Raw genomic sequence first — 16,741 nt, 5'->3', positions numbered from 1 at the left:
TAGTGCATAATTATTCCGTCAATTGGATTTAATTTATTAACTTTTAAAGCTTCTAACAATGCAGGATAAACGGTTTTCCAAGAGTATTTAAATAATGGCGAATAGGGTTTATCCCAAACTAAATCGGCAGGAATTAATCCAGAAGCACTGAAAGAATTTGGCAATTGATTGGTTGGTTTTTCAACAGGTTGTTTTCCGTCGTAAACAGCATAATCATTGGCTTCTAATGCATTAATTAACGGGATATCCAAACCATCTTGCCAAATGCAGGTTTTACCTTTTATATCACAACCATGTTCGTGCCAAGTAGAATTGGGTGTTATTACAAAATCATTAACTTCAAGTGTGATTTTGTTTCCATCAACCACAGTATATCCGCCTTCGCCTTCCATAATAAAACGTAGAGCAGAAGCTTTGTGTTTGTGTGCAGAAGTACTTTCACCAGGTTTTGTAACTTGAATTCCAGTGTACAACCAACCAACCGCAGCAGAAACATCCTTGCGTTTGTCGTTTACAAGATAAACAACACGTCTTCCTGCTTGTTCTGGTGTAACTAATTCTGATGATTTTAAAACTAAATCTCTTAAATCTTCATATTTCCAAAGCATTGGAACTGATGAACTTCTTGGTTCCCAAGGTTCTATATCATTAGCAACTGTCCATAATGCACCAGCACCAAGATTTTCTAGTTCTTTATAATATGCTTCTAATTCTGGTGTGTCTTGAACTCGTGCACGACCGATCTGATTGTCTGAATGTTTTGCTTCCATATTTTAATCTATTTGCTCAAGTCCATCAGAACTAAAAAATCCAATACCACTTGATAAGTATTTGCCGCTAACGCAATCTATATATATATTCATATTCAGAAAAAATGATTTCTCCTCTTTTATCGTTTTTTTCTTTTATAGTATTTACCACTAAATAATTAAATGATTTACTATCCTCTTTATATTCTATTTTTGGTTTTGACATTTTAATCCCTTTTTTTGAAATGTTTTTTTTAGCAATTTCTGTTACTTTCTTTAATGAAATGAAGTTAGATTTTTTTCCGGATATAACAAAATCAGGTATAAAATTAAACTCTTGAGGAACTATAAATTCAAATTTTTCATTGATTTTGAAATGAAAAAAATAACTAAAATTAGGTATTTCTGGGTGTTGAAAAGTATAATAAAATGTTCCTCCTCTAAAAACTTCATTTTCTCTTATTCCCTTTTTAAAGCTACGAGGAAAGATTTTATTACCATCTTGTATTCTCATTGATGATGGATTATTTTCAAGTTTAAAGTATTTAATAACATTACCATTTAACTTGGAAGCAATTAAACTGTCTATCTTAATTTTGATATATAAAGTATCGATACTCTTTTGCGAATAAGCCGAAAGTGAAAATATTAGTAACAACAAAGTGCTTTTCATTATATTATTATTTTTTATTAAACTCTTCATGATTGTCTATAAATGTAATATTTCGAGTTGGTGCTGTATTTACTCGTAAATCAAAAATATCAAATCTATTGTAATGACCAAGTATGTCATGCATTTGTTTTGGTTGTATGCATTTTTCTAAATCAATATCAGCATAAATAATTCCTTCATCATCAATTAAAGGTGTTCCGATTACAGCACCATTCGGACCAATAAATCCAGAAAAAGCTGAGTTTTTACGAGTTAATAATTCATCCACATTTGGAACATCTGCTCGTAAAACGTCTTTTATTTCTTGCGAGATTGTTGAACAAGAAACTATTGTAAACAATTTTCCTTCAAACGAATGTGCGCAAGCTCTAATTTTAATTGCTTCTGCCATGTCATAATCTGGTGGCGCAACAGGAAGAGAAATATAATTGGCAATGTGAATTAATTCGCCTTGTGCTAATAATGTAAATCTTGCTAAAGTATTGGTGTTTTCGCCACAAGCTAATGTTCCAATTGGTCCAATTTCGGTATTATATACTTTTAAAGATGAACCATCTCCAGAAGTCCAAGTGAGTTTTTCTGCCCAAGTTGGAACTAATTTTCGATGTTTTCCAATTAAGTTTCCATGATTGTCAATTATTAAATTGGTATTATAAATTTCACCATAAGAATTTCCTCTTTCGTTAATTCCTATTACGATGTGAATGTTGTTTTCTTTTGCGGCTTGATATAAAGGTTTCATAACTTCATCAGAAATGGCAACACTATTTTTATATAATTGTTCGTACCATTTACTTCCTTGAATTGGCGTCATAATCCAATTCCAATATGGATAACCTGCAATAAAAACTTCTGGAAAAGCAATTAGTTGCGCGCCATTTTGACTTGCTTCTTTAATGAAAGAAATGGCTTTATCAATAGTTTTTTCTATGTTTAGAAAAACTGGTGAGGTTTGAACGGTTGCGGCTTTGAATTTTTTAAATTCCATTGTTATTTGATTTTTTTTGTAATAGTATCAATACCTTTTTCAAATAAAATTGTTTCATTCCAATTATTATCGTGAAGAAATACTTTCCAATAGATTATTGAATTTTTTGAATTTGTCTTGTATTTTACTTTCCAAAATTTATTTATAAAATCACTTTTAAAATTTGATTTATTTTGTCCGTTATCAATAATCGAATCAATAATTACTTCATAATTACTTAAATTAATTTTAGATTCAAAATCAATATTAATTGAATCATTTTTTATGTATTTCCGTGTGTTTATAAATTTTGTTCTACTCATAATTCCACAATTTGAAGGTGGAGCTCCAGAACGAAATATTTTGGTATAATTACAAAATTCAATAAAATTCACTAACAAGTTATTTTGTAAAACTTCAATATTTTCAGATTTTATTTTTTTACAATTAAAATTGATTTTTTCTTTAGATGAATAATTTTGAATTTCATTTATTCCTAATTCATAATCTTTATAACTTTTGATTTTAATGATTTGACCATAAATATTATTAAAACTTTCATACTTTTCAACAAACTCACCACGAGCTTCAATACTTTTAGTTTTTAACTGGCAAATTTCAAGATCTAATTGATTTATTAATATTTCATTATTATCTTTTATTATTGATAAATAATTATCTTTATCGCTGCAACTAGTAAAGAAGATTAGAATTATTGTTATAATTATATGTTTCATATTTTTAATTAGATAATAAAACTGGATATTTTTATTTTATTTCTTGAATTAATATTGATTTGTCATTATCGTTTGTATAAAATATTTTACCATACACATTTGGAAATTCTTTTACTTTTTTAAATTTCAAAATATCAATTGTAAATTCTTTTTTATTATTATACATTAATTTAATTTTATTATAAACAATGGAGTCAATTTCAACTGTATATGGATTACTAGCTTTAAATTTTAAATAAATTGAGTCATTTGAATCTATCATGTCAGTTTGCACTTCCGTTCCAAGAATGCAATGTGTGCGATCCATAAAAGATAAATTTTTCACTTCATAAGCTTTTATGAATCTATAACAATTTAATAATAAATTATTTTTTAAAATTATTAAATTTTTAGAATTTACAGTTTCAATAAGTACGATAGTTTTATTAGACTTGGAATATTTCTCAATATCGGAAATTAAAAGTTTATAGTTTTCAATTTTATTAAACTTAATTATTTTAACAATTAATTTATCAATCCTTTCCATTGAAACACTATCAAATCGTTGAGGATTTTCATAATTTCTTTGTTTTAGTAGAAATCTAAATACTTCAATTTCTTTTACTATACTTTTATTATTAACTTCAATTGCATTTTTTAATTCACTTTCATCATTATTATTACATCCAATCGCTAAAGTAATAAAAATTAAAAAAAATATTTTAAATACTTTCATAGTATAAAATTTGATATTTTTGATATAATTTCCTCATTAAAAGGTTCTGATTTAATTCTATTTCTGTCTTCTTGGATTTTTACATTTACTAATGTTACTTCGCCTTCAAGAACAGTTTCTTTATTTTCATTTTCAAATATAAATCCGCAAAGTAGAGAAGAAATTTTTAACTCTTTTACCCACAATTTTTTGGTTAAAATTTCTCCTAATCTTGCTGGTTTTTTAAATTGAATTTTTAAATCAACTGTTGGAATTCCATTAGTTTCGTGCATTTTTGAAAATGGTCTGTCTAATGCTTCCTCAAAGAAATCTTCTACTAAATCGTTGAGCATTTCTAAAAATCGTGGATAGAAAACTATTCCTGCGTAATCGATATGTTTGAAACGAATTTTTTCTTGTTTTATAAATGGTTGATTCATATTTTATTTTTGCTACAAATTATAATTGATTTTACTGATTCTCACAAATTTTAAATTAAACATTTACCATTGCTGATAGGTTTAACCCAGATAGAAGTGAAAATCCTTTTTATACCTAACAGGTTTTTTAAACCTGTTAGGTATAAAAAGATTGCAACGGATAGCTGGAAATAGCTTCTAAATATAATTATTTTTCAATTTAAATCTCTGAATTTTTCCTGTTTCTGTTTTTGGTAATTCCTCAACAAAATGTATTGCTCTTGGATATTTATATGGCGCTGCTACTTGCTTGAACCAATGTTGAATAGCTAATTTCATTTCATCTGTAGCTTTAGCATTTTCTTTTAAAATAATATAAGCGCAAACTAACATTCCACGTTCATCATCTGGCAAACCCACTACAGCACATTCTAAAATAGCTGAATGGGTTAAAAGTACACTTTCTACTTCAATTGCTGCAATATTATAGCCAGAAGAAATAATCATATCATCGCCACGAGCTACAAACCAAAAATAATCGTCTTCATCTTGACGGAAAATATCACCAGTTATATTCCAACCCTTTTGAACATATTCTATTTGTTTTTCTTCTCTTTTTAAGTATTTGCAACCTGTAATTCCTTTCACAGCCAATCTTCCTATTTGATTTCTTGGAACTTCATTTCCTTTTGAATCTATAACTTTGGCTTCGTAACCAGTAATTGCTTTTCCAGTTGCGCCAGGTTTCATAGTTGAATCATTAGAAGAAATGAAAATATGAAGCATTTCTGTTGCTCCAATTCCGTCAATAATTTTTAATCCAGTAGCATCAAACCAATCTTGCCAAACCTTTAACGGTAAAGTTTCTCCTGCAGAAATACATTTGCGTAAGCTAGAAATATCAAAATCATTTACTTTGGTTGTAATAATTCTCCAAGCTGTTGGTGCTGTGAAGCAAATAGTAATTTTATATTCTTCAATTGCTTTTAATAATAAATCTGGACTAGGTTTTTCTATTAAAAAAGTAGAAGCACCGAAATACATTGGAAACAAAACTAATCCGCCAAGACCAAAAGTAAATCCGAGTGGTGGGCTTCCTATAAAAATATCATTTTCAGTTGGTTGCAAAGAATAATTTGGAAATGCTTCGCAAATATTTAGAATGTCTTTATGATAATGGGCAGTCATTTTGGGTAAACCTGTTGTTCCAGAAGTGAAACCTATTAATGCAACCGAATCTGATTTTGAATGAAAATTATTAAATGTTTTTGGTTTGAATCGCATTAACTTTTCCAAATCGCCATTTCTGAAGAAGCTTATTTTTTTAAGAAATTTTGATGAAACTAAATTCATTTCTTCTGATAAATCGCTATCGCAAAAAGCGTGTGAAATTTCGGCACAATCGATAATTGTTGTTAATTCTTTTGATCTGAGTAATGGCATTGTGGCAACAACAATTCCGCCAGCTTTTAAAATTGCAAACCAACAAGCAACCATCATTGGATTATTTGCAGAACGAATTAAAACTCTATTTCCTGATTTTAAACCTAAATCGTCAACTAAAACGTGAGCAATTTGATTGGCTTTTTCAAATAAATCTTGATATGTCCAAGTTTCTGTAAATGTTCTGATACAAATATTATTTCCTCGACCTTCTTTAATATGATTATCTAAAAGTTTTTCAACACAATTTAGCATTTCTGGATGTTGAAATTGTTGCAAATCCAAGAAAGCACAATCAGGATGTAAATCTTGATTGGGTAAATTATCGTGTGCGAAATTGTCTTGATAATTCTTCATAAACTATTCTTTTAATTTTTGAATAGTAGGATTATTGGTAATCGATTTTATTTGAACAATTGCCATTTGGTTCAATTTTATCAATCGTTCTTTTTGTTGCAAATTCATTCTAATAAATTCGGCATTCATACTTTCAATATTTGCCAAAACTAATAATTGCTCAATTGTGGCATAATCTCTAATATTTCCTTCTAGTTTTATATTTTCATCACGCCATTGTTTTGCGGTTTTTCCAAATAATGCAACATTTAATACATCAGCTTCTGAGGCATAAATAATGCTAGTTTGCTCTTTAGTAATGTTTTCTGGAATAATATGTTCTTTTATAGCATCAGTATGAATTCTATAATTTAATTTTGACAACGTTCTATTTAAATTCCAATCTAATGATAATCTTGAGTTTTCATCTTCTTTTAATCTTTGAAATTCTTTTATTAGATATAGTTTGAATTCAGGACTTAACCAACTACCAAATTCGAAAGCTAAATCTTTATGTGCAAAAGTTCCTCCGCCATATCTTCCTGCTTTAGAATAAATTCCCAAGGCATCTGTTCTATCTATCCATTTTTTAGGTGTTAAATGGAATGAATTTAATCCAGCTTCTTTTTTAAAGGTCTCGAATTCGCCACCTTTAAAATTTATATTATGAATTTGTTCCCAAATTCCTAAAAATTCTAAAGTATTTCTATTTCTCATCCAGCTGTAAATTAAATCGTCACCACCAAATTTATTAGCCATATCTGTTAAAGAAATATAATCATTATCGTTTTTTGAAACAATATTGATCTCAAAACCTTGTACTTCAATTTTTGATTTTTTATCTTTCATCTCACTTTTTATTACTCTTAGGTTTCAAAGCTTTTTTCATTCCGTCAGTTTGTTTCCTTTCAGAAATTTTTAAAGGATACAAATGTGTAATTCCAGCTTTGTATTGGTTTGGAATATCATCAGATTGAAAATTTTCATACGCTTGAGCATTTCTAACAAAAAAAGGATCAAGAAGCAATGGTTTTCCAAGAGCAACTAAATCGGCTCTTCCGTTTAAAATTATTGTATTAATTTGATCAATATCTTGAATGTAACCTGCTGTAATCATTGGAATATGAACAGAATTACGAACTAAATCTGAAAATGGTGTTTGCCACATTCTACCAGTTTGAGGTTTTTGATTGGCAACTGTATTTCCTGTTGAAACATTAATTATATCTGCACCAGCATTTTTGAAAGCTGTTGCAATTGAAATTACATCTTCTTCAGAAATTCCGTTTTCTGCCCAATCTGATGCTGAAATTCTAACCGACATTGGTTTTTCTTTTGGAAAAACATTTCTCATTTCGTTGAAAACTCGTAGTGGAAATTTTAATCGATTTTCAATACTTCCACCAAATTCATCTTTACGAATATTTGTCAATGGTGATAGGAATGAAGCTAGTAAAAATCCGTGATGTACTTGTAATTCAATTAAATCAAATCCTGCTTTTTCTGAATTTATTGTGGCTTGAACAAACTGCGCAACAATTTTATCCATATCTGATAAAGTCATTTCTTTTGGTATTGCAAAATTTTCATTAAAAGCAATTGGCGAAGCAGAAATCAAATTCCATTTATCCTCTATTTCAGAAGTTTCCCAAGGTTTTTTTGTAGCACCTTTTCGACCAGAATGTCCTAACTGAATTCCGATTTTTGTTTGAGTATTTTGATGAATAAACTCTATAATTCGTTTCCATTCAACTATTTGATTTTCATTATATATACCAGTGCAACCTAAAGTAATATGTGCAGTTTCAGAGATAGCTGTCATTTCGGTTAAAATTAATCCTAAACCACCAATTGCTCTCGAAATATAATGTTGAAAATGCCAATCGTTTACCAATCCGTTTTCCGCCGAATATTGTCCCATAGACGACATTACAATTCGGTTTTGTAGTTCTAAATCACGAAGTTTGAATTTTGTGAAAGCAGGTGTCTGATTGATGATTACGGTTTCATCAAAATCCCTCGACTGCGCTCGGGAAGACAAATTAAATTCCTCTAAAACCTTATCAGTAAAAGATTTATCACGCAAACGCAAGTTTTCATAAGTTACTTTTTTAGAACGCGTCATACATCCAAAAGCAAATTGATAAAATGAGTGCTGCATGTGTCTGTCCATATTTTCAAACCAATCTAATGAAACATTGGCTGCATATTGAATCATTTCTACAGTATTTCGTCTTGTTTTTTCGTATTGTTCAAAAGCTGCGTTTTTGTCATTTGGAAAAGCTACAATAGCGTCTGATAAAGCAATTGCACATTCCATTGCCATTTTTGTTCCAGAACCAATAGAATAATGCGCTGTGGCTTTAGCATCGCCAAGTAAAATAATGTTGTCTTTGTGCCATTTTTGGTTGGTAATATTGGGAAATTGTCGCCAATGCGATTTGTTTGTAATTAACGAGTGTCCATTTAATTCTTCTTTAAAAATCTCGGAAATTTTAGCAACAGTATCTTGTTCATTTGTAACTTCAAAACCTGATTTTAACCAAGTTTCATTGGTACATTCAAAAATCCAAGTGCTCATTCCTTTTTCATATTGATAAGAATGTGCTACAAAAGTTCCGAATTCTGTTGTTCTAAAAAAATAAGTAAAATCGTCTAGCGGTTTTGTTGATCCGCACCAAACAAATCGGTTTTTTTGAAGTTCAATTTTAGTTCCAAAATCAGATTGAAATTGGGTTCTAATTGCACTTCCAATTCCGTCGCAAGCTACAATAATATCAGAATCTGAGAATTGTGATAAATCGTCAACGTTTTGTTCAAAATGCAAATTTATTCCTTCTTCAGTGCATCTTTGTTGCAATAATTGCAATAATGTTTTTCGAGAGCAACCACAAAATCCGTTTCCAGAACTGTTAACTTTTTGTCCATTTCTTGCTATAACAATATCATCCCAATAGGCAAATTTATCACGAATCAATTCATAAGATTGCATATCACGTTTCAAGAATTCCCCCAAAGTTTCATCTGAAAAAACAACACCAAAACCGAAACTATCATCTGCTTTATTGCGTTCGTAAATAGTTATTTCACAATTTGGAATTGCTTTTTTTGTTAGAATCGAAAAGTATAATCCACCTGGACCACCACCAATTATTGTTATTTTCATATATACTGAACTTGTTTACACTGAATTAATTTCAGGTTTTCAGTATCTAAAATTATTAAGATACTTTTACTTTTATTATTTAAACCATTAAGAACGTTAAGGTAATTAAGATTTTTTTATTCTATCTTACTCTCTTTTTATTGAGAAAACTTCACCAATTTTACTATAATTTGAACCAGCTAATCTTGAAACTGGCTTGTAATTTTCCATATTAATTTTAAAATTATCTAATAAAACTGAATCATCAAAATGCATCATCACAATTCTACCTATTATTATACAAGCAGCACCATTTTTATGATTTTCTAGAAAATAATGATGTACCATTTCACATTCAAAAGTAATTTTAGATTCTGCAACTCTCATTGGTTTTATTTTTACTGATGCAATAGGAGTAAGGTGTGCCAATTGAAACTCATCAACATCAGGACTTACAGCTTGCGAAGTACTATTCATTTGTTCAACCAAATCTTCGGTAACCATATTCACAACAAATTGTTTATTTGCTAAAACATTATTCAATGTATCTTTATTGGTATTATTTCCTCTAACTGTAGAAAACATAACATGTGGTGGATCTTCGCCAACAATATTAAAATAAGAAAACGGCGCAAGATTATTAATTCCGTTTTCATCGATAGTTGATATCCAACCAATTGGACGTGGAATTACTGAACCAGTTAGTAGTTTATAAATTACAGAATATTCTAAATCATCAGGATTAAATTGCATAAAAAATTTGTAGTTTTTTACAAATTAAGTCAAATTATTAGGACTACAAATCAAAATCAAGTAAAAAATTATTAACTTTTTAAACTCTATTTGTTTAGAACTTAAATAATTTACCTTTTTGCAATAATTTGATAAAAATTATATAGAATGTATTTTTTAACCATTAAAATTAAGATGTATGTAAAAAAAAGCAAAATAAATTAGACATTTATCTTTTAAATACTTGCTAAATTAGTATATTTATGCAAAATTTATATATATGGATATTTTAGCTTGCCCAAGATGTCAAGACAATCACATAGTTAAAAGCGGTGTAATCAAAGATAGACAAAGGTTTTTGTGCAAAAAATGCAAATACTATTTTACTGTAAACAAAATGGGTAAAAAGATAGATGTTTATTATGTAACAAAAGCTTTACAATTGTATTTAGAAGGACTTAGTTATAGAGAAATTGAGCGTATTTTAGGGGTTTCACACGTTACAATTAGCAATTGGGTTAAAGAACATAAAATAAAAAAACCAGAACATACCGATTATCATCCAACCTATAAAATTTATAACCACTTGGAACTTGTTGAATATCTAAAAAATAAAGATAAATTATCAGGTGCTGGTATGATTATTACAGAACTTGGAGATAAATTTATGCTTATAAAATGGGAACGATTTAAAGATTAACTATATCACTTTACACATATATATATCATTATTTTTTTCATTGATAAAAAAGTAGAATTTGGCCGAACCAATAATCATAACCAACCAAATTTGAAATTATGAAAAAAACAATATTATTATCGTTTTTTACCTTTTCCTTTATCGGAAATGCACAAACTACAACTGCAGTTCCAACTCAAGAAATTCAACCTGTAAAAGTCGTCTCAGCAGAAAAAGAGTGGGATGTAAATGTTTACGGATTTATTAGAACCGATTACATTTGGGACACCAGAAAATCAGCTCAAGTAAGAGAATACAATTTAAATTTATATCCTTTGGATGAACTTTTAGATGCTAATGGTGACAATATAAACAAAGCTGGCGCGTCTAATTTTTTGTCTGTTGTGAGTAGATTGGGCGTAAAAGCTAAAGGACCAAATGTTTGGGGAGCAAAAACTTCAGGAACTTTAGAAGGCGATTTCTTCGGAAATAGTGAAACCAGTATAGGTTTGTTTAGAATTCGTCACGCATACATAAATTTAGATTGGGCAAAAACATCGGTTACTTTAGGACAAACTTGGTATCCAACTTTTATTCCAGAAGTTTTTCCAGGAGTTGCAAATTTTAACACTGGAATTTTATTTAATCCATTTGGATGGGCATCACAAGTTAAAGTAAAACAAAATTTTACTAAAGAACTATCATTTGCATTAACTGCTTACAAAGAAAGAGAATTTACTACACCAACAGCGGCAACTGGAACTCAAAATTCAGCTTCAACAAATTCGGCATTACCAACTTTTCACGGACAATTTCAATTTAAAAATAAAAATTGGATTGCTGGTATTGGAGCAGAATATAAATCACTTCAACCATTAATAGTTTCTAATAATTTAGTATCTAAAGAAAAAGCAAATAGTACATCAGTAGTTGGTTATTTCAAATATTCTAACGATAAATTTTATTTTAAAGCATATGGAATTTCAGGTGGAAACTTAAATAATTTAGTTATGCTTGGCGGAATTGCAGGTTATACTAAAACTGGAGAAGTTGAAAAATATGAAGTAACTAAAACTAGCGCTTTTTGGGTTGAACTTGCTAGTAATAATAAAAAAGTAGCACCAGGATTATTTCTTGCTTATACTAAAAATCACGGAACTGGTGTTGATGGTGCAACAGCATTTTATACAAGAGGAAATAATCTAATGACAAGAGGAGTTGACAACGTTTGGAGAGCATCTGGAAGAGTAGATTTTAAACAAAATAAATTCAGAATAACACCAGAAATTGAATATACTCAAGCAACTTGGGGCAATTTAAAGTCCGATTTTTCTATAGAAAATAACGAAAAAAAATTGGGTAATCTAAGAGCAATGATTTCTTGTGCCTATTCATTCTAAAAAAATTAATTAAAAAAATTAAAACCAATAAAAATTTATAAAATATGAGTGAAAAATCATCAAAAGGAATTTGGAAAGTAATATCCGCTTCCTCAATGGGAACAATGATTGAATGGTATGATTTCTATATTTTCGGAAGTTTAGCCGTAGTATTATCAACAAAATTCTTTCCGTCAGATAATCCAACTGCAGCATTTTTATCAACATTAGCAACATTTGCAGCAGGATTTGTAGTACGTCCATTTGGCGCATTGTTCTTTGGTAGATTAGGCGATTTAATTGGAAGAAAATATACCTTTATGGTAACTTTAATGCTTATGGGTGGAGCAACTTTTTTAATAGGTTGTATTCCAAGTTATGAAACAATTGGATTTATGGCACCAGTTTTAGTATTAGTTTTAAGACTACTTCAAGGTTTAGCACTTGGTGGCGAATATGGAGGCGCAGCAACTTATGTCGCCGAACACGCACCAGCAGGACAAAAAGGATATTGGACTTCGTGGATTCAAACCACAGCAACTGTCGGTTTGTTCGTATCATTAATGGTAATTCTTATCACAAAAGGTTTTTTATCCAAAGAAGCATTTGACGAATGGGGTTGGAGAGTTCCGTTTTGGGTTTCAATAATTATGGTATTTGTATCGTATTTAATTCGTAAAAATATGGACGAATCGCCAGTTTTTGCAAAAGCGAAAGCCGAAGGAAAAACAAGTACTAATCCGTTAAAAGAAAGTTTTGGTAACCGTTATAATTTAAAATTTGTGCTTCTTGCATTATTCGGAGCAACTATGGGACAAGGAGTTGTGTGGTACACCGGACAATTTTACGCTATGAGTTTCCTTAAAACAGTAATGGCAATTGATTCTACTCAAGTAGATACACTTTTAGGAATTGCTTTAATTTGCGGAACACCATTCTTTGTATTCTTTGGATGGTTGAGTGATAAAGTAGGTCGAAAAGCCATTATGATGTCAGGTTTATTGATTGCAATTTTAGCTTACAGACCAATTTATAGAGCAATGTATCAAACTACAGATTTGGCTTTAAAAACCGAAATTGTTGATCAAACTAAAATTGTACCTTCAATAAAAGAAATTGATGCTACAAAATTAGATTCTATTTACACCACAAATAAATCATTTGCAGACGGAACAAAGGTTGAAGAAATCAAAACCAAACATTTCGAAAACGGTAAATTAATGCTTGACGATAAAGGAAAAGACAAAATTGAAACCAAAGTCACCAAAACAATTAACAGTAGTGATAAATGGTGGCTTGTATTTTTAGTCTTTATTCAGGTTATCTTTGTTACGATGGTTTATGGACCAATAGCGGCTTTCTTAGTTGAAATGTTTCCAGTAAAAATTAGATACACGTCAATGTCGTTGCCTTATCACGTCGGAAATGGTATCTTTGGTGGATTACTTCCTGCTATTTCAACCTATTTTGTTACAACCGCAAAAGGAACTGGACCAACGCCATTAAATCCTGAGTTTTATCTCGAAGGTTTGTGGTATCCAATTATCATTGCAGGCGTATGTTTCGTTATCGGAATGATTTACATCAACAGAAAAAATAATACTCTTCACGACTAAAAATATAAATTATGAATTCAATTAAAAAAATATTAGGAATAGTTTGGATGCTTTTAGCATTAGCAACTGGATATTATTGTGTTAGTATATTTGGAGGAAAACTAACCTCGGGCAAACAAGACGATTTGGTTTTCGGAATTATTATATTTTTCGTACTAATGCCATTGATTGTCACAGGATTATTCACATTTGGATATTTCGCTATTAAGGATGAATATAAAGATTAAAATAAATTTTGTTAAAACTAAAAGCTCTTATTAATTTAAGGGCTTTTAGGGTTTAACATAATAATTTTCAAATGAAAAAAAGACATCAACAAAAATTAGTAATTCTATCAATACTTTTATTGATAGGATTGAATTTGCCAATACTTTTGTTGTTCGATTCTTCTAAAAATCTGTTTGGTTTTCCTGTAATTTATATTTATTTTTTCTCAATTTGCCTTTTTTCCATTTTAGTGTCATTATTAATTGTAAAACGATATAATGAGTAGCTTTTTACTTTTACTAATTTTATCCATCTATTTGGGAGCACTTTTTTTTATTGCACATTGGGCAGAAAAAAAAGAGAACAACAAATGGACGAATAATCCTTATGTTTACTCGTTATCACTAGCGGTTTATTGCACAGCATGGACGTATTATGGAAGCGTTGGCGTTGCTGCCGATAGCGGATTAAGTTACTTGCCAATTTATTTAGGACCAATAATTATTGCACCTTCGTGGATATTAATTCTGAAGAAAATTATAAGAATTTCAAGAGTTAACAAAATTTCTAGTATTGCCGATTTTATTTCGTTACGTTACGGAAACAGCCGTTTTCTTGGAGCAATTGTAACGCTAATTTGCCTGACAGGAATTTTACCTTACATTGCTTTACAACTCAAAGCCATTGCCGAAACTTTTCACGTAGTTACAAAAACAGCAATGAGTAAATACATCTTTAGCGACACAACTACTTATGTATCAATTGCTTTGGCTTTATTCGCGTCGTATTATGGAACACGTTATGCCGATGCATCAGAAAAACGAAAAGGAATTGTAACCGCAGTTGCAATGGAAAGTGTTCTGAAACTGGTTTTCTTCGTAACAGTTGGCATTTATGTGACGTTTTTTGTCTTTGATGGTTTCGATGATATTTATCAAAAAGCATCATTATTAGAACGTTTTCAAGAAAAAAATACAATCGGCGGATTACCGCAAGCCATCAATTGGTTTTTGCTTTGTGTTTTATCGATGTTTGCCATTTTTTTATTACCTAGACAATTTCAAGTTGCTGTTATTGAGAATAATAGAGAAAATCACATCAATACTGCCATTTGGTTATTTCCTCTTTATTTATTGATTTTTAATCTTTTTGTGTATCCAATTGCTTGGGGCGGAAATATTTTATTTGAAGGAAAAGAAGTCAATTCTGATGTTTATTCGTTATTAATTCCACAACTTTTTGACAATAAAACAATGACGGTTTTGGTTTTCCTTGGCGGATTTTCGGCTGCAATTTCAATGATTGTAGTTTCTTCAATCGGACTTTCGACAATGATTACCAATAATATTTTAATTCCATACAATTTACTCGGACGATTAAAAAGTGAAGACCAAACAATTAGCAACAAAACCATCATTAACAGTAGAAAAATCGGAATTTTTTTACTGATTATGTTGTCGTATTTTATGTATCGTTTTTTTGGATTAGATTACAATTTAGTGTCAATCGGAATGGTTGCTTTTGTAATAATTGCACAATTGGCACCAGCATTTTTTGGAGCATTATTCTGGCGAAGAGGTTCACGACTTGGCGCAGTTTACAGCATTATTATTGGGTTTTTAATTTGCATTTATACTTTGTTGATTCCTTACACGATTGGAATTACCAACATAAACAGTACTTTTATTTCCAATGGATTTCAAAATATTCCATTGCTAAAACCATTTCAATTGTTTGGACTGGATTATTTAGATCCTGTGCCGCACGCACTTTTTTGGAGTTTACTTTTTAATATTTTGACTTATATTTCAGTTTCTGTAAGTTTTAAAGGGAATTATCGCGAACGAAATTATGCCGAAATGTTTGTTGATATCAATAAATACATCACCAATCACGAAAACGCATTTGTCTGGAAAGGCACAGCGTATCGGTCTGATATTGAAAAAGTTCTAATTCGTTTTCTTGGAGAAGAACGAACCAAACGTGCCATGAATATTTTCAATTTAAAATACAGCATCGATAAAAACGAAGCATTAGCCGATGCCAGATTAATCAAGTTTTCTGAAAATTTATTGACCGGTCATATTGGAACCGCTTCTGCTAGAATATTGATTTCCAGCGTTGCAAAAGAAGAAAAAATATCGTTACCAGAAGTTTTAAAAATCTTGGAAGAATCTAAAGAAAATATAATTACAAATAAAAAATTGACTGAAACATCTAATGAATTAAAAGTAATTTCAGCCAAACTTCAAAACGCAAACGATTCATTATTAGAAAAAGACAAACAAAAGGACGAATTTTTAGACACAGTTACCCATGAACTTAGAACGCCAATTACAGCAATTCGTGCAGCAAGCGAAATTTTGCACGATGATGATGATATTCCAGAAGATTTAAAAAAACAATTTTTGCAAAGCATTATTTCAGAATCAGATAGATTGAATCGTTTAATTGATAAAATTCTAGACTTAGAAAAATTTGAAACAGGAAAACAAAAAATAAATGTTGCCGTTTATAACATTATTGAAACGATAGAAAAAGTAATTGAACCATTACAACATCTTATAAATAATAAAAATATCACTATTTATGTTGAAGGAAAATCATCATTAACAGCAGTTTATGATGAAGATAGAATTTTTCAAGTCATTACAAATTTGGTTTTTAATTCAATAAAATTCTGTCCAGAAATAAATGGATTAATAACAATTGCAGCATCAGAAAAAGAACATTTTATAGAAATTCAAGTCATTGATAATGGAAAAGGAATTAATAAAAATGATTTTAATTTAGTTTTCGATAAATTCTATCAATCGACTAACCAGAATTTCAAAAAACCAATCGGAAGCGGATTAGGATTAGCAATATGTAAACAAATTATAGAACATCATAAAGGAAAAATTTGGGCATCCAATGCAAAAAATGGTGGTGCATGCATTACTTTTACATTACCAAAAAATTAAGA

At 29.9% G+C, this 16,741-nt stretch carries 15 protein-coding genes; 5 read left to right on the top strand and 10 right to left on the bottom strand.

The window, feature by feature from the left end; translation table 11 throughout:
- The 10 genes from ACH2BC_RS12895 to ACH2BC_RS12850 all read right to left on the bottom strand — a co-directional run.
- A partial coding sequence (locus ACH2BC_RS12895; RefSeq protein WP_395054413.1) for a cupin domain-containing protein occupies nt 1-770 on the bottom strand: 770 nt, incomplete at its 3' end.
- Nucleotides 771-837: 67 nt separating this feature from the next.
- Nucleotides 838-1,422, bottom strand: coding sequence for a hypothetical protein (locus ACH2BC_RS12890; RefSeq protein WP_395054412.1), 585 nt, complete (start codon nt 1,420-1,422; stop codon nt 838-840).
- Between the two features lie 7 nt (nt 1,423-1,429).
- Complete coding sequence (locus ACH2BC_RS12885) at nt 1,430-2,410, bottom strand: carbon-nitrogen hydrolase family protein (RefSeq protein ID WP_395054411.1); 981 nt, start codon at nt 2,408-2,410, stop codon at nt 1,430-1,432.
- 2 nt (nt 2,411-2,412) lie between these two features.
- Nucleotides 2,413-3,126 (bottom strand): hypothetical protein, encoded by a 714-nt coding sequence (locus ACH2BC_RS12880; protein ID WP_395054410.1) that lies wholly within the window; start codon nt 3,124-3,126, stop codon nt 2,413-2,415.
- A gap of 31 nt (nt 3,127-3,157) precedes the next feature.
- Nucleotides 3,158-3,841, bottom strand: a complete 684-nt coding sequence (locus ACH2BC_RS12875) for a hypothetical protein (RefSeq protein WP_395054409.1) — start codon at nt 3,839-3,841, stop codon at nt 3,158-3,160.
- Nucleotides 3,838-4,260, bottom strand: coding sequence for an acyl-CoA thioesterase (locus ACH2BC_RS12870; RefSeq protein WP_395054408.1), 423 nt, complete (start codon nt 4,258-4,260; stop codon nt 3,838-3,840). Before ACH2BC_RS12870 ends, ACH2BC_RS12875 begins: the two co-directional genes overlap by 4 nt.
- 177 nt (nt 4,261-4,437) lie before the next feature.
- Complete coding sequence (locus tag ACH2BC_RS12865; protein ID WP_395054407.1) at nt 4,438-6,039, bottom strand: AMP-binding protein; 1,602 nt, start codon at nt 6,037-6,039, stop codon at nt 4,438-4,440.
- 3 nt (nt 6,040-6,042) lie between these two features.
- Nucleotides 6,043-6,867 (bottom strand): KilA-N domain-containing protein, encoded by an 825-nt coding sequence (locus tag ACH2BC_RS12860; RefSeq protein WP_395054406.1) that lies wholly within the window; start codon nt 6,865-6,867, stop codon nt 6,043-6,045.
- A gap of 1 nt (nt 6,868) precedes the next feature.
- On the bottom strand, nt 6,869-9,184 hold the full coding sequence (locus ACH2BC_RS12855) for an FAD-dependent monooxygenase (protein ID WP_395054405.1): 2,316 nt from the start codon (nt 9,182-9,184) through the stop codon (nt 6,869-6,871).
- Nucleotides 9,185-9,310: 126 nt separating this feature from the next.
- Nucleotides 9,311-9,916: a flavin reductase family protein gene (locus ACH2BC_RS12850; protein ID WP_395054404.1), complete on the bottom strand. Its 606-nt coding sequence runs from the start codon at nt 9,914-9,916 to the stop codon at nt 9,311-9,313.
- A 376-nt stretch (nt 9,917-10,292) separates the two neighbouring features.
- Between ACH2BC_RS12850 and ACH2BC_RS12845 the strand changes: the two genes are divergently transcribed.
- The 5 genes from ACH2BC_RS12845 to ACH2BC_RS12825 all read left to right on the top strand — a co-directional run bounded on the left by ACH2BC_RS12845 (nt 10,293) and on the right by ACH2BC_RS12825 (nt 16,739).
- Entirely contained in the window at nt 10,293-10,595 is a 303-nt protein-coding gene (locus tag ACH2BC_RS12845; RefSeq protein ID WP_395054403.1) for a helix-turn-helix domain-containing protein, read from the top strand.
- Nucleotides 10,596-10,693: 98 nt separating this feature from the next.
- On the top strand, nt 10,694-11,974 hold the full coding sequence (locus ACH2BC_RS12840) for a hypothetical protein (protein ID WP_395054402.1): 1,281 nt from the start codon (nt 10,694-10,696) through the stop codon (nt 11,972-11,974).
- Between the two features lie 44 nt (nt 11,975-12,018).
- Nucleotides 12,019-13,569 carry an MFS transporter gene (locus ACH2BC_RS12835; RefSeq protein ID WP_395054401.1) on the top strand — a complete coding sequence of 517 codons (1,551 nt, stop codon included), beginning with the start codon at nt 12,019-12,021 and terminating at the stop codon, nt 13,567-13,569.
- An 11-nt stretch (nt 13,570-13,580) separates the two neighbouring features.
- Nucleotides 13,581-13,796 (top strand): DUF6814 family protein, encoded by a 216-nt coding sequence (locus tag ACH2BC_RS12830; protein WP_395054400.1) that lies wholly within the window; start codon nt 13,581-13,583, stop codon nt 13,794-13,796.
- A 258-nt stretch (nt 13,797-14,054) separates the two neighbouring features.
- Nucleotides 14,055-16,739 carry an ATP-binding protein gene (locus tag ACH2BC_RS12825; RefSeq protein WP_395054399.1) on the top strand — a complete coding sequence of 895 codons (2,685 nt, stop codon included), beginning with the start codon at nt 14,055-14,057 and terminating at the stop codon, nt 16,737-16,739.
- Nucleotides 16,740-16,741 lie beyond the last annotated feature (2 nt).

This window comes from Flavobacterium sp., assembly GCF_043760115.1.
GTDB lineage: Bacteria > Bacteroidota > Bacteroidia > Flavobacteriales > Flavobacteriaceae > Flavobacterium.
The sequence above is the reverse complement of the archived record's forward strand: the minus strand, read 5'-3'. Positions and strand labels throughout refer to the sequence as shown.